At 59.9% G+C, this 21,983-nt stretch carries 11 protein-coding genes; 9 read left to right on the forward strand and 2 right to left on the reverse strand.

The window, feature by feature from the left end; all coding sequences use genetic code 11:
• The first annotated feature begins 112 nt into the window (after positions 1–112).
• From LGH74_RS00835 to LGH74_RS00870, 8 genes are all read left to right on the forward strand, one after another.
• Positions 113–1,987: a cellulase family glycosylhydrolase gene (locus LGH74_RS00835; protein ID WP_226170462.1), complete on the forward strand. Its 1,875-nt coding sequence runs from the start codon at positions 113–115 to the stop codon at positions 1,985–1,987.
• A 134-nt stretch (positions 1,988–2,121) separates the two neighbouring features.
• Positions 2,122–4,149 carry a 7TM diverse intracellular signaling domain-containing protein gene (locus LGH74_RS00840; protein ID WP_226170464.1) on the forward strand — a complete coding sequence of 676 codons (2,028 nt, stop codon included), beginning with the start codon at positions 2,122–2,124 and terminating at the stop codon, positions 4,147–4,149.
• 400 nt (positions 4,150–4,549) lie between these two features.
• A complete protein-coding gene (locus tag LGH74_RS00845; RefSeq protein WP_226170467.1) occupies positions 4,550–6,931 on the forward strand; it encodes a glycoside hydrolase family 3 N-terminal domain-containing protein in 2,382 nt (793 codons plus the stop codon).
• Positions 6,932–7,008: 77 nt separating this feature from the next.
• On the forward strand, positions 7,009–10,185 hold the full coding sequence (locus LGH74_RS00850; RefSeq protein ID WP_226170470.1) for a SusC/RagA family TonB-linked outer membrane protein: 3,177 nt from the start codon (positions 7,009–7,011) through the stop codon (positions 10,183–10,185).
• Positions 10,186–10,206: 21 nt separating this feature from the next.
• Complete coding sequence (locus tag LGH74_RS00855; RefSeq protein WP_226170472.1) at positions 10,207–11,685, forward strand: RagB/SusD family nutrient uptake outer membrane protein; 1,479 nt, start codon at positions 10,207–10,209, stop codon at positions 11,683–11,685.
• 73 nt (positions 11,686–11,758) lie between these two features.
• Entirely contained in the window at positions 11,759–13,015 is a 1,257-nt protein-coding gene (locus LGH74_RS00860) for a PKD domain-containing protein (RefSeq protein ID WP_226170474.1), read from the forward strand.
• 267 nt (positions 13,016–13,282) lie between these two features.
• Entirely contained in the window at positions 13,283–14,173 is an 891-nt protein-coding gene (locus LGH74_RS00865; RefSeq protein WP_226170476.1) for a glycoside hydrolase family 16 protein, read from the forward strand.
• A gap of 195 nt (positions 14,174–14,368) precedes the next feature.
• Positions 14,369–15,655, forward strand: a complete 1,287-nt coding sequence (locus tag LGH74_RS00870; RefSeq protein ID WP_226170478.1) for a sugar MFS transporter — start codon at positions 14,369–14,371, stop codon at positions 15,653–15,655.
• Between the two features lie 76 nt (positions 15,656–15,731).
• On the opposite strand, the gene galK is transcribed toward LGH74_RS00870, so the two are convergent.
• Positions 15,732–16,883, reverse strand: coding sequence for a galactokinase (gene galK, locus LGH74_RS00875; RefSeq protein ID WP_226170480.1), 1,152 nt, complete (start codon positions 16,881–16,883; stop codon positions 15,732–15,734).
• Between the two features lie 712 nt (positions 16,884–17,595).
• On the opposite strand from galK, the gene LGH74_RS00880 reads away from it, so the two are divergent.
• A complete protein-coding gene (locus LGH74_RS00880; RefSeq protein WP_226170482.1) occupies positions 17,596–19,125 on the forward strand; it encodes a family 43 glycosylhydrolase in 1,530 nt (509 codons plus the stop codon).
• Between the two features lie 75 nt (positions 19,126–19,200).
• Here LGH74_RS00880 and LGH74_RS00885 read toward each other — a convergent pair whose 3' ends face one another.
• The gene (locus LGH74_RS00885) at positions 19,201–21,705 is read right to left on the reverse strand and encodes a DUF5686 and carboxypeptidase-like regulatory domain-containing protein (RefSeq protein ID WP_226170485.1); all 2,505 of its coding nucleotides are present in this window, start codon (positions 21,703–21,705) and stop codon (positions 19,201–19,203) included.
• Between the last annotated feature and the right edge of the window lie 278 nt (positions 21,706–21,983).

A 21,983-nucleotide genomic window follows, 5' to 3' on the forward strand; every position in this document is an offset into this window, starting at 1 on the left:
TTCACAATAGTAAATGGGAGAGGTGAAGACCCTGGGTGGGCCTTCACCGAAACGGGGCGGGATTTTCCCGTCCCGTTTCTATTTCCAGACTCTGACTCACACCTGACAATCCATGAAAAAGCTCGACTCTCAGCGCCGGCGCTACCCGCTGCGGCCTACTTTGTACTACTGCTTCCTGTGGCTGATTCTGTTGCTGCCAATACCTGGTAAAACCCAAAGCCTGACGATGCTGCGGGCCGAAGGCGGCAAAACGGTGGATGCCAACGGCAAGGAAATCGTGCTGCGCGGCTTCAACGTGGGCGGCTGGCTGCTACAGGAAAGCTACATTCTCAAAACCGACACCCTTGACTCCCAGGCTCGCATCCGGGCCGGGCTGCTGCGCACGATGCCTGAAAAGGAGCTGGAGGATTTCTACGCCCAGTACCGGGCCAAATTCGTCACCAAAGCCGATATCGACTTCGTGGCGGCCCAGGGCTTTAACTGCGTGCGGCTGCCTTTTCACTACGACCTGTTTCTGACCCGGGAACAGCGCCGGGCACGCAACCTAGCCAGCCGCAGCCCCCGCAACGTGGCTGCTTACGTGCAGACCCTCAGCCAGTGGTACGACCAGAATCAGCTCTTTACCGACGCCAAAAACCTCGACGGATTCCGCCTCATCGACGACGTGTTGAGTTGGTGCGCGGCCAATAAGATGTACGTCATCCTCGATTTGCACGCGGCCCCCGGCGGCCAGGGCTTCGACCGCAACATCAACGACAATTTTGTGCCCCTGGACCTGTGGAAGCGCAAAGATGCCAAGGGCCGCCTCATCTACCAGGATATCACGGTACGGCTGTGGGAAAAGTTGGCCGCCCGCTACCAAAAAGACCCGCGCGTGGCCATGTACGATTTCATCAACGAGCCGCATAAAGTCAATGCTGATAATGGCTTATCCAACGACAACGCCGAGATCAACGTCCTCTACAGTCGCCTCATCAACGCCGTGCGCGGACAGGGCGATAAGCACTTGCTGCTGCTGGAAGGCAACGGCTACGGCAACGAGTACACCAACCTGACGCCCGACAAGCTCCAGATACAAGACCGGAGCAACCTCGTCTACAACGCCCACCGCTACTGGTGCCCCAACGACCCCGCCGCTGCTGACTCGAACCCCAACCAGATCAACCTGCTGGCTAACCTGGCCGCTTTCCGCACCAAGTGGCAGGTGCCGGTGTGGGTGGGCGAAACCGGGGAAAACTCCAACGAGTGGTTTGCCGGAGCCGTGCAGGGGCTTAACAACCAAGGCATTGGCTGGTGTCACTGGAATCTGAAGCGGGTGGAAGGGGTAACCAGCCTGCTGCGCGTGCGTCACTACGGCAGCATCCTTACGCCCGAGGGCCGGGCCGCACTGCTGCGTAATGTCGAGTTCAAGCAGTGCATACCCAACCGCGACGTAATTGCCGCCCTCACCGGTCCGGCCACAGCCCGCACGCCCTTCGCACCACTTAGCATTCCCGGCACCATCCACGCCACCGACTACGACATGGGTCGCAACGGCATTGCCTACCACGACTCCTACGCCGAGCGAATCGACTACCGCAAAGAGGCTCCGACCAATAATGGCAGCGTCTACCGCAACGATGGTATTGACATTCAGATGAATACTGATAAGCCCTCTAATGGCTTCGCGGTGGGTGACATGGCCGCCGGCGAGTGGATTAATTACACCGTGACGGTGGCCAAAGCGGGAGCCTACACCTTGCAGGCCCGCGTAAAAAACGACTCGGCCACCCCGGCCCGTCTTCTGGTAAAGCTAGACGATGCGCCCATTGGCAGCCTTACCGTGAACCAGACCCAGGCCGCCGCGCCCTGGGTTACGGTGGCGGTTCCGATGGCTACTCTGCCGGCTGGCCGGCATACGCTTACTCTCTACGTCGAGCAGCCGGGTGCTAGTCTGAGCTGGCTGCAATTCAATTCTACCACCCCAACGACTCAGGGCGGGCAATAAAAACCGCTCGCAATGCCCGGAAGCGGAATACTGTCGGCAATTTTTGTGGCTTCTGTAGCGAGGAGCCGTCAGCCGCCTTCCGCTTTGGGGCGCTGTTGGCAGCCCTGCGTTCGTTTCCTTAAATTGGGAGCTACATGACGCCCTCCACCCGCAAATTCCCCCGTTTTCAGGCTGCTGGCTTTCTCCGCTGGCGTATATTAGGCTGCCTGTGCCTGTTTTTTCTGGCTTTCCAACCACCTGGCCGGGCCGCCCCGCACGAAGACACGCTCCGGATTCACGGCGGCATCAACGAACTCTACGTCGACCCCTCACGCTACGCCGTGCTCGAAGACCCCTCGGGCCAGCTCACGCTGCAGGATGTGCTGGGGGCGCGGTGGAGCAGCCGCTTCCAGTCCGGCGACGTAACCTCGGGCGGCAAGCAGGCCGGCAACATCGAAAACACCGAATCGGCCTACTGGCTGCGCATTAACGTGCGCACCGACGACTCCGACGAGCATCACTGGTACCTGGAGATGTTCGATTCGCACATCAATGACCTCACTTTTTATGGGGCCAATGCCGCCGGGCAGTATAGTGCAGTGCGCACCGGCGCCGATTTCCCCTTCGCTACCCGGCCCTACGCCTACAAAAACTTCCTGTTCAGCCTGCACCTGCAGCCGGGCGAAACGCACACGTACTATCTGCGGCTTAAATCCAGCTCCAAAACTAGCTTTTTGGGCCGCCTGCGCAATGAGGCCATGCTTTCCTCGCACTTTCAGAGTGAGTACGGCATGTTGGGCGGCTTCTACGGTGTGCTGCTGATTATGGTGGTGTACAACCTGCTCATCTTCTTCTTTATCGGCGAGCAAACCTACCTGCGCTACGTGGCTTACGTACTCAGCTGCAGCTTGTTATTCTTGTCGGAAGATGGCCTGGGCTTCGAATATATCTGGCCGAAGCTTCCCTGGCTCAACCAGATTGTCAATGCCGGCGCGCCCATTCTGCTGCTGCTTACCTTCGGCTATTACGCCCGCCACTTCCTCGATGCGCCCCAGCGCCTGCCCCGCTTCGACCCGCTGGTGCGGCTGGTGGTGCTATTTAGCGCCGGGCTGTTGCTACTCGATACCATCTTCATTCAGTCCGGCTTCAGCTTCTGGTTGTATTTGCTGCCCTACGGCATGCTCTACTACGCGGCTATTAAGGTATACCGGCAGGGGTTCAAGCCCGCCCGCATCTTTCTACTTGCCCAAGCTGGTATAGCGGTTAGCTTGTTGTTTTTGATTACCAGGAAGTTGGGTGTTGATTTTTTTAACAATGCCTTTACTGTCTACAGCATGAATGTGGCTTTCGTCTTCGAAGTGGCCGTGCTGTCGTATGCCCTGGGGGAGAAAATCAAGAGCATTAAGGACGCCACTATTCGGGCTCAGGAAAAGCTGGTGAAGCAGCTGCGTAAGAAGCACTTAGCCCAAGATCGGCTGGTGGAACAGCTCCACCAGAACCAGGAGTTGAAAGACCAGCTCAACTCGGAGCTGGAAGCCCAGGTAGCGCGCCGCACCGAGGAGCTGCGCCAGCAAAGCGAAACCATCGTGGCCCAGAACCGAGAGTTGTTGCAGGCCAACGGCTTGCTGGCGCTGCAGTCGGCTGCCATCGAAAAGCTCAATACCGACCTGCAGCGCGACCTGCAGGAGGCCCAGGCCGCCCGGGTGCTGTCTAAGGAAGTGGACTTTGGCGAGTTCAGCCAGATTTACCCCGACAAGGATGCCTGCCTGAGCTACCTAGCCGACCTGAAGTGGGCCAACGGCTACCGCTGCCGCAAGTGTGGACACGAAAAGTACTGTGACGCCCGCGAAGCCCATGCCCGTCGCTGCACCAAGTGTCGCTACGTCGAGTCGGCTACGGCTTATACCATGCTGCAGAAGTGTAAGTTCTCCATTATCAAAGCTTTCTACGCCGTCTTCCTGATTTACACCCACAAGGGTAACTACTCCTCCCAAGAATTGTCGCGGGTGCTGGAGTTGCGGCAGGGCACTTGCTGGAGCTTTAGCCAGAAGGTGCTGGAGGCTATGCGCCGCCGCCGCCAAGCCCCCGACTACGACGAAAACGAGGGCTGGACGCACGTTCTGCTCGACGCGACGACCACAACGGAAGATGCTCCTTCGTTGGCCGAAGCTGAACGGTCGTAGGGTGCTGCAAACGTTTGCGGCACAAATCTGAGCAGCACGCAAAAATATTTTTCGAAAAAGAGGCTTTAAAGCCTCTTTTTTCATTGTTTTTTAGCTGTAAGTCCAATTCTAAGGCAAAACCGGGCTGAATCGGCAATTAGCCTGAAATAGCTGTTGTAAGCGTGTGCAGTAAGTGTATAATCACGATGTGAAGTAGGTGAAAAAACGCTGAATAGGCTCAGTATGAGGGGTTTTTGCTATTGCATTTCCCGAACAAGTAAAGATATCTTTGGGTATTCCCCCCATCGAAATGACTACTTCCCACCTCCACTTGGCTGCTCCTGCTAGAGTCGCTAAGCGTCCTGCATTCTTTTCGCCGGCGGTGCCGGCCGGTATAGCTTACACGCTCCTACTCAGCGCGATGCTATGCGTCGCGGGCGGCTGCCAGCGCCCGGCCGTGCCTACTACCACTCTGGCCCCTACGTCGGCCACCAGCACTACTACGTCTGCGCCGGCTTCTGCGGCCGGCAGCGCCCTGCCCCCCGCTGTGGTGAGTGAGCGGGTAGCGGCGCTGCTGGCCCAGATGACGCTGGAGGAGAAAATAGGGCAGATGACCCAGCTCACGAATACGGTTATCAACACGACCGGCGTGCAGAAGGATATTGTGCTCGACTCAGCCAAGCTCGTGCCGCTCATTCGGCAGTTCCACGTCGGCTCCTTCCTGAACGGGGAGGCCGTACCGGCCACGCAGTGGATAAAGTACTCGGCCGCTTTGCAGCGTATTGCCATGCGTGAGTCGCGCCTGCACATTCCTATTATCTATGGCATCGACCATATGCACGGGGCCAGCTACGTAGCGGGCACGGCCATCTTTCCGCACAATCTGAACCTGGGGGCTTCCTTCAACCCCGAATTTGCCCGCCAGACGGCCCGCGCCACGGTGCTGGAGTCGGCCGACCTGGGGCACCACTGGGTATTTGCCCCCGTGCTCGATCTGGGCGTGAATACTTACTGGCCCCGCATCTACGAAACCTACGGCGAAGACCCATTGGTAGCCTCCGTAATGGGTACGGCTTTCGTGCGCGAGCTGCAGGAAAACAAGGAAATTGCTCCTTATAAGGTGGCCGCCTGCGGCAAGCACTTTTTGGGCTACTCCGACCCGCGCAACGGCTGGGACCGGACCAACGCCATGATTTCGGATCAGCGTATTCAGGAGTTTTTCCGTCCCTCGTTTCAGGCTGCCATGGATGCCGGCCTGCAAACCATCATGATCAACAGTGGCCTCATCAATGGCGAGCCGGTACATTCTTCCAAAGCCATCCTTACCGATCTGCTGCGCCGCCAGATGGGCTTTAAGGGTGTGGCCGTTACCGATTGGGAAGACATCATCCGGCTGGTGCGGGTACAGAAAACCGCCGCTAACGAGAAGGAGGCCACCTTTATGGCCATTGACGCCGGCGTGGATATGGCCATGACACCCTATACCACCAACTTCTGCCGTCTGGTGAAGGAGCTGGTTCTGGAAGGCCGCCTCAGCGAAGAGCGCATCAACCTCTCGGCCGGCCGGGTACTGCAGCTGAAGGTAGATCTGGGCTTGTTCGAAAACCCGATGCCACGCACCGACCGGCTCAAGCGCATCGGCGACCCAGCCCTGAAGCAGCTCACCGTAGACGCGGCCCGCGAATCGGTGGTGCTGCTGAAAAACGAGCGGAACACACTGCCCCTGGCGCCGGCCAAAGTCAAGCGTCTGCTCGTGGTAGGCCCGTCGGCCGACTCGCGTGCCAACCTGGCCGGGGGCTGGACGCTGGCCTGGCAGGGCCGCCCCGAGGGTGAGTACCCCAAGGAAATCCTGACCATTTATGCCGCCCTGAAAAAGGAATACCCCGGCGCGGTGGTCGAAACGATTCCGTACCGCGACGCGGCCGGCAAGCTGGCTCTGACCAGTATCGGCACCGCCGCCCGCAAGGCCGATGCGGTAGTGCTGGCCATTGGGGAGCGGCCCTATACCGAAGGGCTGGGCAACACCAGCGACCTGACTTTGCCCGACGACCAGCAGCAGTTGGTGCGCACGGCCCAGGCTGCTGGCAAGCCCACAGTGCTGGTCGTTATCGGCGGGCGGCCCAGCATCATCCGGGCAGTGGCCGAGAAGTCGCCGGCTATTCTCTGGGGCGGACTGCCGGGTTTCGGCGGCGGGCAGGCCATTGCCGAAATAATCAGCGGCAAGGTGAACCCCAGCGCCAAGCTCAGCTTTACTTATCCGCAGTTTGCCGGCCATATTTCGCCCTACCACCACGACAACAACGAAAACTCGCTCGACCTGAGCGACTTCGGTGCCGGCTTCGAGAATCGGGGCCCCAAGCTCAAAGCCGCTATGCTTACCGAGTACGGCGAGGGCCTGAGCTACACCACCTTCCGCTACAGCAACTTGCAACTCTCCGACTCGGTGCTGAGCGGCAGCGGCAAGGTGCGCGCCACGGTGCAGGTAACCAACACCGGCCGCCGGGCCGGCAAGGAAGCCGTGCTCTGGTTTCTGACCGACGAAGTAGGCCGTATTGCCCGGCCCGTGCGCCTGCTCAAGCACTTCGAAAAGCAGGAACTGGCCGCCGGCGCCAGCCGCGAGTTTAGCTTCGACATTGAGCCCCGCCAGCACCTGAGCTACCCCAATGCCCAGGGCCAGGCCCAGCTGGAAGACGGCTACTTTACCCTGCGCGTAGGCGACCAGACCAAGCGCTTCCGCTATGCTACACCCGCGGCGGCTACTACGCCGGCCACCGGCCAGAAGGGCTCCGGCTCCCAACCCTAGAATCATCGGCCCCGGCCGGCGCGTGTTCGGCAGGGGTGTTTTCCTTTTTAGCTCTCCACTTCCAAATTCCTACCCTCATGAATTCAAACCACTACCCGCATTTTCTGCGGCGGGCGTTGCTGCTGGCATCTCTGGGGTTGCCGGCACTAAGCGTGCCTGCCCTGGCTGGCTCGTTGGCCTTGCCGCTGCCCATTGCCGGGCGTCCCACGCTAGCCGATATCCAGGTATCGGGCCGTGTGACGCAAACTAGCGGTGAGCCCCTGCCCGGGGTAACCGTGCTGGTAAAAGGCACGAGTATCGGTACCTCCACCAACTCGGATGGTACCTTCACGCTGAGTGTGCCGGAAAACAGCACGCTGGTATTCAGCTACGTAGGCTACCTGCGCCAGGAAGTTGCCGTAACGGGTGGCAGCCTGAGCGTGACGCTCACGGAAGACCTGAAAGCCTTGAGTGAGGTGGTAGTAGTAGGCTACGGTACCCAGGAGCGCGCCAGCGTAACGGGCGCTGTATCGTCGGTGACGGCCCGCGAAATTGCCACCCAGCCCGTGGCCGATGCCACCCAGGCTCTGCAAGGCCGGGCAGCGGGCGTCACGGTTACCTCCAACGGCGGGGCCCCTGGCGGCGCGGCCGGTACATCCATTCGCGTGCGGGGCATCACCTCGACCGGCAACAACAATCCGCTGTACGTTATCGACGGTTTCCCATTGCCTGATGGGGGAGACAATCAGCTGAACGCTATTAGCCCCAACGACATTGAGACGATTGACATTCTGAAGGATGCTTCGGCCACGGCTATCTACGGGGTACGGGCGGCCAACGGCGTCGTGATTATTACCACCAAGCGCGGCAAGGCCGGCGTATCGAGCATCAACTTGGATGCCTACCGCGGCGTGCAGCAGGTGTGGCGCAAGCTGGACTTGCTCTCAGCTAAGGAATATGCCATTATCAACAACGAAAACCGCATTGCCGGGGGTGAGCGAATTGTGGTGGACCGGCTGCGCAACCCTGATGCGCTGGGTGAAGGCACCGACTGGCAGGACGAGGTGTTCCGCCGCGCCGCCATTCAGAACTACGCCCTCTCGGCTACCGGCGGCAGCGACAAAGCCCGCTTTGCCGTGTCGGGCAGCTACTTCCAGCAGGATGGCACGGTTATCGGCTCCCAATTTGAGCGCTATACGCTGCGTGCCAATGGCGACCTGCAGCTGAACAAAATGCTGAAGCTGGGTAGCAACATTTCCCTGACCCACCTGAAGGACCGGCAGATCAATTCCGGCGGCGGTACCGAAGGCTCGCGCAACAACGAGTACGGCACGATTCAGCACATGATCCGGATTCCGTCTATCATTCCGGTGTACCGCCCCGACGGCATGTACTACGAGCCCCGCGGGGCCCAGGACAACTTCGTGGAGGAAAACCCGCTGGCCGCCGCCACTATCAGCAACCAGAAGTTTGTGCGCAACCGCGCTCTGACGAGCTTCTTTGCCGAGCTGGAGCCGCTGAAAGGTCTGCGCTTCCGCACCAACGTGGGTGCCGACCTGATTTTTGACAACTACAACTCCTTCCGGCCCGGCGTGGCCGAGCTGAAAGTAGGCGACGAAACGTACTCTACGCGCTACTCCCAGGCTACGGCCGGTGGCTCGGCCACTTCAAATTACAATTCGAGCTTCCTGATTGAAAACACGCTGACTTACGACAAGCTGTTTGCTGGCAAGCACCAGGTAACCGTCTTGCTGGGCCAGTCGGGCCAGATTATCGACAAGCAGGATGTGGGCGCCTACCGCACGGGCTACCTGCGCAACGACCTGCAAACTATCAACTCGGGCCCGGTAAACACCCAGATTTCCAACTCCGGAACGTTGGCGCCCCGCCAGAAGCTGGCCAGCTTCTTCGGCCGTCTGAACTACGAGTTTGACGGCAAATACCTGTTCCAGGCCATCATGCGCTACGACGGCGTGAGCAACTTCGCCCCCGGTGAGAAGTTTGGCTTCTTCCCTGGCGTATCGGCCGGCTGGCGCATTTCGGAGGAGGAGTTTATGAAAGGCAACCGCACCATCAGCAGCCTGAAGCTGCGTGCGGGCTACGGTAAAGTAGGCAACCCCAACAACGCTGGCCGCTTTGCTTACCTGTTCACCGTCAACTCGGATATTCAGTACCCCTTCGGTCCCAACGGTACTACGCAGACGGGTGCGGCTCCAACCCGCTTGCCCAACTATGACCTGCGCTGGGAAACCAACAACCAGGGCAACATCGGGCTGGACTTCGGCTTCCTCGATAACCGCTTCGAGGCCACCGTGGACCTTTACAACCGTAGCTCGCCTAACCTGATTGCGCCCGTGCCGGTGTCGCTCGTGTCGGGTACGTATGAGGCCGTAAACCGGAACGCGGCTTCGGCCTACAACCGGGGCATCGACTTCTCCTTCACCTCGCGCAACCTGCGCGGCTCGGGCTCAGACCTGAACTGGACCACGACGCTGAACATTTCGGCCTACAAAACGAAACTTGAATCGTTGGGTGAAGGCAAGCCATATGATGGTTTGAGCGTGCTCAGCGGCGTAATCGTGCGCTACGACCAAAACCAGGCATTCGGGGCTTTCTACGGCCTGGTAGCCGACGGACTGTTTCAGACGCCGGAAGACGTGAAAAACCACGCGGTGCAAACTGCCGGCGACAACCCCGCCAAAAGCACGGCCGCCGGTGATATCCGCTTCAAGGACCTCAACAACGATGGCGTCATCAACGCCAGTGACCGGACGTACATCGGCAACCCCAACCCCGACTTTACTTACGGGGTGAACAATACGCTGACCTGGAAAGGCTTCGACCTGAACGTATTTGTGCAGGGCTCGCAGGGCAACGACATCTACAACCAGAACCGCTACATCCTGGAAAGCGCCCTGTATGGCAACAGCAACGGCAGCGCCCGGGTACTGGGCCGCTGGACCGGTGCCGGCACCAGCAACGACGTGCCCCGCGCCGTAGCCGGCGACCCCAACGGCAACCTGCGCGTGAGCAGCTACTACGTGGAAGACGGCTCCTACATGCGCATCAAAACCCTGACGCTGGGCTACAACCTGCCCGCCGGTCTGATGAGCCGCATTTCGGCCAAGCAGCTGCGCGTGTACGTGAGTGGTCAGAACCTGCTGACCCTGACCAAGTACAGCGGCTTCGACCCCGAAGTAGGCGCCCGGGGCGTCGACTTGGGCGTGTATCCTCAGTCGCGCGTGTTCCTGGCTGGCCTCAACATCGGCTTCTAATCTCCTAACCACCCTCAGACGATGTCAACCTTCACTAAATATTCCGGCGGTGCCCTGCTCCTGACCCTGGGCCTGCTCTCGGGCTGCGGTGAGAAGTTTCTGGAAGAAGCTCCTACCGACCAGGTAACCGACGCCAACTTTTATAAAACCACCACCGACGCCATTCAGGCCACCAACGCCATTTATAGCGAGCTGGGCAAGGCCGGCCAGTACAACTCTGCCCTGTGGGGTATCGGGGATATTGGCTCCGACCTCTCGACGACCGGCGGCGGCGGCGGCGGCGACGGTCTGGAACAGCAGCAGCTCGACAACTTCAACATTCCGACCACCAACACCCTAACTACCCGCCTGTGGGGCAGCTGCTTCGTAGGTATCGGCCGCGCCAATATCGTGCTGGAAAAGGTGCCCGGCATGAGCATCGACCCCGCCATTCAGAAGCGCTGCCTCGGCGAGGCCGAGTTTCTGCGGGCCAAATACTACTTCGACCTGGTACGGGCCTTCGGTGACGTACCCCTGCTGACCAAGCCGCCCAAAACAACGGCCGAGGTGAACATTGCCCGCACGCCGGCCGCCCAGGTATACGCCCAGATTGAGGAAGACCTGAAAGGCGCTATTGCCAAGCTGGATGCCTCCTACAGCGGCGACGACATCGGGCGGGCCACCAAGTGGTCGGCGGCAGCGCTGCTGGCCAAGGTGTATCTGACCGAGGGCAAAATGGCCGACGCGGCCACCCAAGCCCGCACCATCATCAGCTCCAGCGGCAAGGCCCTGTGGGACAACTACGGCGACAACTTCAAGGTAGCCAACGAGAACGGTAAGGAGTCGATGTTTGAAGTGCAATACATTGCGGGGCGCAACCAGTGGACCCAGGATGGCCTGGGCTGGAGCGGCAACGAGTTTATGGGCCCCCGTGGCCAGGGCGTAGTGCCCCAGGGCGGCTACGGCTTCAACATTCCCGAGCCCGACTTCGTGGCTGGCTACGAAGCCGGCGACACTCGCCGCGCAGTAACTATCTGGATGCCCGGCGACAAGTACCCCGACGGCCGCGTGCAGCCGGCTTCGCTACCCGGCTCGCCTAATGGCTACGGCGTGAAGAAGTGGTTTATCGGCAAGGTTAACACCAACATCTGGGACTCGGAGCTGAACATTCCGGTAATGCGCCTGGCCGAAGTATACCTGATTCTGGCCGAGGCCGTAGGGCCCAACACCGAAGGCCTGGACGCCATCAACCGGGTGCGCCGCCGCGCTTTTGCAGGAGCTGCCAACCACGACATTGCCGCTGGTATCAGCGCCGACGACTTCAAGCGGGCCGTGTGGAAGGAGCGCAAGTACGAACTGGCCTTCGAAATGGACCGGTGGTTTGACATGAAGCGTACCGGCGAGCTGCTTACTTCGCCCCAGCTGCGGGCCAAAGGCGTGAAGCCCTACAACGTGGTGCTGCCCATTCCGCAGTCGGAGCGCGACGTGAACCCCGGTCTGAGCCAGAATACGGGCTATTAATCAGCTGCGCGGCCGGCCCGCCTGCGGCCAGCCGCGCAGTGTGCTTCCCACCGATAACTTCCTCTGAATTCCCATGAAACATATATTCCGTTTGGCCGTGCTGGGGTTGCTGGCAGCTCCCGTGCTGCTAACCTCCTGCGAGAAAGACGCCAAAGACTATGAGCTGGAAGGCGCCGTGCCGCAGTCCAGCTTCACCTTCCAGGCCAATACGACCGAGTATCCGACGGTCGTGAGCTTCACCAGCACGGCCCAGGACGGCTTCGTGTACCAGTGGAACTTTGGCGACAACTCCATTGGGGCCGGCGACAAAGTGCAGCACACCTACGCCCGGCCCGGCAGCTACATGGTAGAGCTGATTACGGCCGGCAAGGGCGGCACTGGTATTTCGGCCAAGCAGACCGTCGTTATTCCCGATGCCTGCACCAACGCCACGTTCAGCAACCTGGTAGGTTGCGCAGCCGGTGGTATCAAAGTCTGGTCGTTGTCGAATGAGCCCGGCGCTATCATCAAGGAAAGTGCCAGCGGCAGCCAGATTTCGTCTTCCACTACCCTCGACCCGTGCCAGCTCGACGACCAGTTTTCGTTCAGTAACGGCTTTACGCTCAACTACGAAAGTGCGGGCAAAACCTACCAGAACGGCGCCTGCGGCAGCTCCCGCAACAACTCGGGCAACTTCGTGTTCCGGCCCAACAACGGTAGTCCGCAGATTGTGCTCAAGGGCAACAAGTCCTTCATTGGCCTGGCCGACTCGGTGGTGAACAAGACCTACGACATCCTGGAAGCCACGGCCAGCAAGCTGCGCCTGCGCGGTACCAACCCCGATGGCACCCGCACCATTGTGACGCTGATGCCCTACGATGCCACGGCCCCCTACAAGCAACTGCTGACCGGCGGCTCGTCGAAAACCTGGATGCTGGACAACGCCGCCGACGCGCCCATTACGGTAGGTACCGAAGCCAGCCCATTGGCCTACTTTGCCGGCGTGAAGCCCGGGGAGCTGCCCACCTGCCAGTCGGACGATGAGTACACCTTCTCGACCAACAACACGTTTAGCTACGACGCCAAGGCCGAAACCTTCTCGGCCGGGGCGGGCTACATCTGCAAGGCTCCCGAAACCGGCACCTCACCTTACGTCTTTGGGCCGGCGGCCGGGGCCGGTCTGGCTCAGTTCGTGCTTTCGCGGTCGGGGGCTTTCATTGGCGCTACCGACGCCTCACCCACGGAGCGGGTATACCGCATTCTGGAAATTACCGACAAAAAAATGACGATTCGGGCGGGCAGCGGCTCAGCCGGCGGTACCGTGTTTACCATCAAAATGGTGGCTAAGTAAAGTAACGGGGGAGTGTTTGTCAGGTGACTTTGGAATAAAAAGTCCGCCGACAACTCGGCGAAAAACAATGGCTCAGGGTTGGCTTGCAGCCGGCCCTGAGCTTGTTTTCCTTTCCCACGCCTGAGTTGGAGCCGCACCCCGAAAAGCCACCTGCCACCGATTCGCTGATGCCCAGGATCTGCGGGCTTGGTTGATAGTATATTGCTTCTCCTGAAACTGATTGCCAATAGCAGGGCCCTTTCGCACTGCTTGTTTTTACCTTAGTATATGAAGACCGAGTTCCAATTGGTGCGCCGAAGCCGACAGGTAGGCGTTAGTGCTTTGCTGGCTCTGAGCCTACTAAGCTGCACCGAAACGAAAACCAAGAACGTGCCCGGCCCGGTGAATCCGCCCATAACGGACCCGGCCGTTAATGAGCAGCCCAAGAATTACGACCAGTACACGACCCTGGTGTGGAGCGACGAGTTTGATGGTGGCTCCCTCGACCAAAACAAATGGGTGTACGAGCTGGGTGGTGGTGGCTGGGGCAACAACGAGCTGCAGGCCTACACCAACTCCAACCAAAACGTGTACCTGAGCAACGGCAACCTCTTCATTGAGGCCCGCCGCCAGCAGTCCGGCAACAATGCCTACACCTCGGGCCGCCTCATTACCAAGGGCAAGAAAACCTTCCAGTACGGCCGTATCGACGTGCGGGCCAAGCTGCCCAAAGGCAAGGGTATCTGGCCTGCCATCTGGATGCTAGGAGCCGATATTGACCAGAACAACTGGCCTAAGTGCGGTGAAATTGACATTATGGAACTGCGCGGCAGCCAGCCCCAGGAGTTTTTGTCTACTATGCATTTCGCCAACAGCAGCGGTAACCGTGAGTATGTAGGCAAGACCCAACCCCTGGGCTACGACATTACCGACGAATTCCACGTCTTCAGCATGGTGCGCAGCAAGGACATGATGCGCTTCTACCTGGACGGGGCCAGCCAACCCTACTACACCTTTACCCGCAGCGACGTCGGGCCCCACTCATACCCCTTCAACAACCCGTTCTTCGTGATTCTGAACGTGGCCGTGGGCGGCAACTTCGACGGCGACCCAACGGCCAATACGGTTTTCCCCCAACAGATGCAGGTCGATTACGTGCGCTACTTACAGTACAAGTAGGAACACTTAATGCCGCTGGCCGCGCCGTGCTCTGGGCATTCCGCATTACACTCTTCCGGCGAAATACCACGGCCGCTTGCTCATGCAGACAAGCCCCGTGGCGTAGAGGCTGGTTTCGCGAAGGTTAGGAGCGCGGGGCCGGCCTCTTTTCGCGCCGATTAGTACCTTTCTATTTCTCCCCTCATCTCCCTCCGTATGGCTCTCGTTGCTCCTTCTTCCGTCACTGCCCAGCCCGATACCGGGCAGGAGACGCCGCGCTACACCTCCGCCCTGGCTTCCCTGACGGTGTTGTTCTTCATGATGGGCTTCATTACCTGTCTGAACGACATTCTGATTCCCTACCTGAAGGGGCTCTTTACGCTCAGCTATGCCAAGGTCAACTTGGTGAATTTCTGCTTTTTCGGGGCCTACCTCGTGATGGGCGTGCCGGCCGGTATGCTGGTGAAGCGCCTGGGCTACAAGGGCGGCATGCTGGTGGGCTTTCTGGTGGCGGCCCTGGGCTGCTTCCTGTTTTTTCCGGCGGCTGAGAGTCGCACTTTCGGCCTGTTTCTGGGTGCGCTCTTCGTGCTGGCTACGGGCATCGTCACGCTACAGGTGGCCGGCAACCCCTACGTAGCCATTCTGGGTCCGGCGGCTACGGCCTCGTCGCGCCTCACGCTCACGCAGGCCTTCAACTCCCTGGCTACCACCATTGCGCCCATTCTCGGAGCCCGTCTCATTTTGTCGCACCTGCCCGACCTGACCAAGCTTTCGGCCCCGCAGGCCGCCGCCCTCGACGTAACCTCGGTACAGTATCTGTATCTGGGCATCGGGACCGTGCTGCTACTGATCAGTGGGTTGCTGCTGTTTCTCAAGCTGCCCACCATTGCTCATGCCCCGGCCCCGGCCGGCGACACCCAGCGCGCCTGGCACTACCGTCATCTGGTGCTCGGTCTGGTTGGTATTTTCGCCTACGTGGGTGCCGAGGTTGCCATTGGTTCCCATATCGTGAGCTACCTGAGCCAGAGCGAGGTGATGGGCATGCCGGCCCGCAGTGCCGGCGAGCAGGTGGCCTTCTACTGGGGAGCCGCCATGGTAGGCCGGTTTCTGGGCATTGGGGTGCTGCGCAAGCTCAATCCGGGCCGGGTGCTGGCCTTCAATGCTGTGGGCGCAGTGGTGCTGGTGCTCATTTCCATTAATACCAGCGGGGCCGTGGCTATGTGGAGTTTGCTGGCCGTGGGGTTGATGAACTCTATCATGTTTCCGGTCATCTTCACGCTGGCCGTGGCCGGGCTGGGCCGCCACACCGAAGACGCCTCGGGCCTGCTCTCGGCCGCCATTGTGGGCGGGGCCATCATTCCGCCGCTCTTCGGCCTCATTGCCGACAGCACCAGCGGTGGGGGCGGGGTACATGCGCTGCGCCTGGCTTTCATTCTGCCGGTACTCTGCTACTGCTACATCGTGTGGTACGGCCTGCGCGGCAGCCGCCCTAGCGTAGCGTAGCAACTGAGGAACAAACACAGAAAAAGCCGCCCGTCGAACCTATCGGCGGGCGGCTTTTCGATTATTACGGCCGGGGTTACCGGGCCAGACTCACGCCATGCACGATGGTGGCCTCGTAGGTTTCCAGCGCCAGGCCCAGCTGCTGCTGGTAACCCGCCTTCATGTGCTCCACGAAAGCGGCAACGTGCTCCTTGGCCACCAGATTGATGGTGCAACCCCCGAAGCCGCCGCCCATCATGCGGGCCCCGTACACACCGGGCTGGGTTTCGGCCAGTTTCACCAGTACGTCCAGCTCGGGGCAGCTCACTTCATAGTCGTCGCGCAGGCCGGCGTGGGAGGCGTACATCTGCCGGCCCACGGCGGCCAGGTCGCCGGCGGCTAAATGGCGGCAGGCAGCTACCACGCGCTGATTTTCCTGCACCACGTAGGCGCAGCGCCGGTACACCACCGGGCCCAGCTCGTCGCGGTGAGCCTCCAGCTGCTCCAGCGTCGCGTCGCGCAGGGTTTGAGTTTCCGGGTAATACTGGCGCAGAATGGCCACGCCCCGCTCGCACTCCTGGCGGCGGGTGTTGTATTCGGAGCTGGCCAGGGCATGCTTTACACCCGAGTTGCAGAGCACGATGTGGCAGGCCGTGGTATCGAAGGGAAAGTATTCGTAGTCCAGGGAGCGGCAGTCGAGGCGCACCACCTGCCCGTCGCGGCCGAATACGCTGGCAAACTGGTCCATGAGGCCGCACAGTACCTGGGCGTATTCGTGCTCGGCGGCCTGGCCCAGCTTGGCTATTTCCATCGGGGCCAGCCCGGCATTGAGCAGCGTATTGAGGGCAAACAGCATTCCGCACTCCACCGCCGCCGACGATGACAAGCCCGCGCCGGCCGGCACCGTGCCGCCAAACACGCAGTCGAAGCCCGGCACCGCCAAGCCCCGCTTCTGCAGCTGCGCCACCACGCCCAGCAGGTAATTGGCCCACTGCGTATCACTCGGCGCTACGGCATCAGTAGCCACATCCACCGCCTCGTTCAGGTCGTAAGCCCGCAACCGGATGGTGTTTTTTTGGTTGAGGGCCACGGCGAAGTACATTTCCTTGTCGATGGCCGCCGGCAGTACGTAGCCGCCGTTGTAGTCGGTGTGCTCACCAATCAGGTTGATGCGGCCGGGGGCCCGCACCAGCAGCGGCTCGGTGCCAAACTGCTGCCGGAAAGACGCGGCAATGTCGTGAAGTAGCATAAAGGCAAAGAAAAAGTAAGGATGGAGGGCCCGCCCGTAAGCGGGGCCGAATATGCTCAATATTTTACGCTGCCGCGTGCAGTTTGGCCGCTGCAGGTTCGTTATTTTCAGCAGGGGTAATTTCGCCCCGAAAAAGGTAATGTGCTGGCCTGTTGCACTTCATGCTAGCGCCCCGCATTCGTGAAATTCTTTATCGATTTCTGAGAATTATTGGTTAAGTCATATTTTGCGACAAATAAAATAGACTTAATACCTAAGAGTGGCCCGAATTGTGCTGCACTTCAATAGAGCCTCGCTACAGCCCGCTTTCTGAAAAATACCCTGAATAGAACCTGTTTTACGGCTTTGCTTGTTAGCGGTTTTTTTTCAGGCATCGTTTTGGATGCAGTCTTTACTCAGTGGTAGGCATTGCCAGGTTTATTAAAAAAATGCAGTTGTTTGTTTGTGGCCGAAAGTAAAACAGTATCTTTCGGTTTGCTGCGCTAAACAGGGTCCGGGAAATTCCCTTTTACCTACCGCTCTTCAGGAGCAGGCCCCTTACGTGCAGGCGAGTTGAATAGCGTATTGATACCGGCTTCCCGGCCGGCTTTGCCCCGAAAACCTTCTGTCCTCTTCCCCTCCAATCCCATCTATTGTGTCGTTCGACTTCGAAAGCGGACCTTCTTACGCGTTGGTCCCCCCGGTAGAGTATCCGTCTGACTGTAGTGCCGTCGTGGCTGCCGTCGATTCCGTCCCGACCGTGGCCCCGCCCGTGGAGGCAGTAGCGGCCCGCCACTACGCCAACATCGTGCTACCCGGCGACTTCCCCGACCCGACCATTGCCAAAATCGGTGATACGTACTGGGCCAGCGCCACGTCGGCTGAGTGGGGGCCCGTGTTTCCTTTGTTTAAATCCGATAACCTGGTCGACTGGGAACTGGTCAGCCACGTATTTCCGGGCCAGCTGCCCGAGTGGTGCGACGCCAACTTCTGGGCGCCGGAAATTTTCTATGAGGGTGGCAAAACCTTCGTGTACTACACCGCCCGGCAGAAAAACGGCCCGCTGTGCGTAGCCGTAGCCAGCGCCGACCAGCCCGAGGGGCCCTACACCGACCACGGCCCGCTGGTAGGCCAGCGTCTGGGCTCCATCGACGGCTTCCCGGTGCGCGATGAGCACGGCGACCTGTACCTGGTGTGGAAGGAAGACGGCAACAGCAAGAGCAAGCCCACGCCCATCTGGGCCCAGCGCATCAATGAAAAGCGCTTGGCCTTGGTAGGCAAGAAGGTGGAGCTATTCCGCAATACTGAGAAGTGGGAGGGCTGCCTGGTCGAAGGCTCGGCCATTGTGCGCCACCAGGGCTACTTCTACATGTTCTACGCCGGCAATGGCTGCTGCGGCAAGTGCTGCAACTACGCTACCGGAGTGGCCCGCGCCCAGAGCCTGCTCGGGCCTTGGGAGAAGTGCCCGCAGAACCCCATTCTCGACAAAAACAAAACCTGGAAGTGCCCCGGTCACGGTACGGTGGCCGAATATGAGGGCCGTTGGTTCCTGCTCCACCACGCGTATTATACCGACAGCCACGAGTTTGTGGGCCGCCAGGGCATTCTGAGCGAGTTTACCTGGAATGCGGAAGGCTGGCCCGAGTTTGAGGGCAAAAGCCCCCAGGCCGCGCCCCTGCGCAACCTGAATGTGCTCGACGTAACCGACCATTTCACGAGCCGGCAGCTGGCCGCTACCTGGCAGTGGCCAGTGGGCGAGCAGCCCGTCGTGGGCGTAAGCGACGGGCAGCTGCTGCTTACGGCCAACGCTGCCGGACTGGGTGCCATGGTGGCCCAGCGCACGTTTGCCGCTACCTACAAAGCCGTGGCCTGCCTCGATGTTGCCTCTTTGGAGCCTGGCACCCTTGCTGGTCTCGGCGCCATCGGCGACCATGCTAACACCCTGGTCCTAATGGCCGGCGACCAGAGCCTGCAGCTCTGGCACGTGAAAGGTGGCGTGCGGCAGTGCCTCACCAAAGTGGACTTGCCCGCCAACGACTGCCCAAAGCTGTGGCTGCGGCTGGAAGTGTGGGGCGGGCAGCGGTACCGGTTTAGCTATAGCTTCGAAGGGGTGCTCTGGCAGGCCATGCCCACCGAAAGCTTCGCCATCAACGGTACCTACCTGCCGCCCTGGGACCGGGGCATTCGGGTGGCGCTGCTCGCGAAGGGGCCGGCTTCCTCTACGGTGGCGTTCAATCAGTTTTCTCTGCGCAACAAGCGCTAGGCTTAGCAGTTTTCCCCCGGAAAAGCCCCGGCAACGAGTTGTTGCCGGGGCTTTTTTTGTGAGTATCAGTGCTGGCTAGAGCTTGAACTGCAGGCTGAGCTTGACACCGAAGTTGCGGGCTTCGGGGGCGTCGCGGTAGGTCAGGCGGTGCAGAAAGTCCACGCGGGCCACCTTGAAGATGTTTTCCACACCGTAGCCCACCTCGGCATACGGGCCGTGGTCGAGGGCCCGGAACGTGGGCAGTGGCTCGTTGTTGGAAGGGTGGCGGGGCGGCGACAAGTTGCGGTTGGCCTCACTGACGCCCCCAAATAGAATATTGCCGGTGGCCAGCAGCCGCCAGTTTAGCTTGCGCAGCAGGGGCACGCTATTCAGTAGCAAGCCTTCAAAGTGGTCTTCTACCCGCACCGAAGCATACCGGTCACTCACAAACTCAAAGTAGCGCATCAGGTTGAAGGCCGCGCCATTGTAGAACGGCGACTGGTTGCCGGTGTGCGTTTTCAAAATGGGGTAGGGCACCGTGCTCGGAATGTAGCCGGCCTCCACGCGGTAGTCGGCGCGGCCGAAGATACCGACCTGCACGCTTTGGGTGGTAACGAAATTGAATTTCTGGTACTTAAAGTCGCTGCCAAACAAATGGTTTGCCCCAACGGTGTAACGGAACACGAATACCGGCCAGCGCATCAGGCCAATGGCCCGCCGCCGGTTGTCGGTTTCCACCAGCACTTCGTCGTGGGCGTAGCGCGACTCCAGAATCAACTCCGAGAGGGTGATATTGGCGGCCGTGGGCGCCCCGGGCACGCGTTGCTCCGTGTTGTAGTAGGCAAAATCATAGAGCGGCGTAAAGCGCTGGTGGCGCAGCATGATCTTCTGGGTGAAGCCCCGCACGATGTCGGTCTGCAGCGAAAGGCCCGACACGTCGCGCATCAGCGGGCGGCTGCCCCGGATACGCCCGATGCGAGCCGCCGCGTCGAAAAGTGGGTTTTCCTGCCCAAACTCGTTGTCGAGCAACGCTACCTGGTCGATGTCGTGGCGGTATTCGGCGCCCAGCACCGTCCAGTGCTGCCGCTCGATAATACGGCTGATTCGGGTGCCGTACTTCAGGCGTCCGTCCCGAAACCCATAAGCCACGTAGCTGCGCACCAGCCAGTTACGGCTCAACTCCGGCGTTGTCCGGAACCCGAACCGCAGCCGGTGCCCCTCAATGTCGTTGAAGCCGTAAGTTGAAATAATCGGGCCCAGCTCGATGCGGCCCACGCGCTTGTAGCCGTTCACGAGCACGTCGGCCACGTCCAGCAACGACCGGACGCTGGGCAGCTCCCGCACCGAGTCGAGCACGGCCAGGGTGGTTTGGTCAGCCAGGCTGAGCGAATCGGGGCGGTGTTGGTCGAAATAGCCCTTGGGAATCTGGTTGGCATTAGCCGCCGTTTCCACCGGGTTGTCGTAGAAAGCCAGGTCCCGCTCGTGGTTGCGCTCAAAGTTGGAGTTTACTGTAGTAAACTGAGCCAACATGCCTACCTGCTCCTCACCAGGTTTCACCCCAATAACTACGCGGGTGCGCAACGGCAGGCCCGCGCCTTCCTCGGGCGAAGTCATTTCCTGGTAGATGCGCAGCTCACTGACGAAGTTAATGTTGGCTTCCGGGCTCTTAGTCAAATCCAGCTTGCGCAGCGCGTAAGTGTCGGCCGTAATCCAGATGGTGCCCGAAAACGCCAGATCCTGGGCACGGCGGGGTTTCACGGCCAGCTGATAGCACCAGTCTTTGCCCACAAACACGGAATCCTGCAGCTCGTAGTCGTAGGCCAGCTTCCAGCCGTCGGCAATGGGCGAAATGAAGTCTTTGCCCAGAATATTCTGCCAGTTCGGGTAGAAGTCGTAGTCCTGGAAGGAAGAGCCCATAATCTGGGACAGTACCGAGCCTTCCCGAGGCCCGAGGCCGCGCATCTGGCGTCGCCGGATTTCCTCCCGCTTCCGCACCGGGTGCGTCTGCACGTAAAAGCGCGAGAGAATTTCGGAGGCAAACACCGGCAATGACCGGGATTTACTGCTGGCCTGGCCCTTGCTCATACTGTCGGAAAGGGCCAGCATGTCGCGCATCACCTTGCGCTTGGCCAGGCGGTCGGGCAGGTCAGTGATGGTGGTTTGGATGCGGTTGTAGCTGTCGAACTCGAAAGCCTTCAGGTTGCGCTTGGCGTTCTGGGGCTTGTGAGCCTGTACGCGCCGCAAAATCACGTAGGCCGGGTTTTCGGTGGGCCTTACCACTACCTCACTTAGCGCCACGGCCCCGGAGCGCAAGGCAAAGTTGACGGTTTGCTGCTCCTGCCGGCCCACCGGCTTCTTTAGGGCCACAAAGCCCAGCGCAGAAGCGGCCAGCGTATCAATCGGCTGGGTAAGGGTAAGCTGGTAGCGGCCCTCGGCATCGGCGGTGATGCCGATGGTAGTACCGGGCACAAACAGCGAGGCAAACGGCACGGGCTGGTTGGTGGCCGCTTCCGTAATACGGCCCGAGAATACCATGCGCTGCGCCTGGGCAGGCAAGGCCCCGACCAGTAATAACAATAACAGCGCGTAAGTATGCTTCATAGACTACACAGCAACCGGATCAGGCAAGAGGTGAGAAACCGCAGCTTCGAAAGTTACATAATAAGGGGCAAGCAAAGAATACCAAAAATCCGATTAGGTCTTGAAAACCATTCATTTCTGCCGTTCCCAATTATGTCCTCCGCAAGTCTCCTTTAAGGTAGGGCCTTTGCCACTGACTTGAAGTATTACTATTTCTAAATCTTGGCATTCTGTTCAGCCAAGTGGCTAGTACTTAACAAGGCTCGCTCCATAATCAATCCAAATTGGATTAAAGCTGT

This window comes from Hymenobacter lucidus, assembly GCF_020447265.1.
Lineage (GTDB): Bacteria > Bacteroidota > Bacteroidia > Cytophagales > Hymenobacteraceae > Hymenobacter > Hymenobacter lucidus.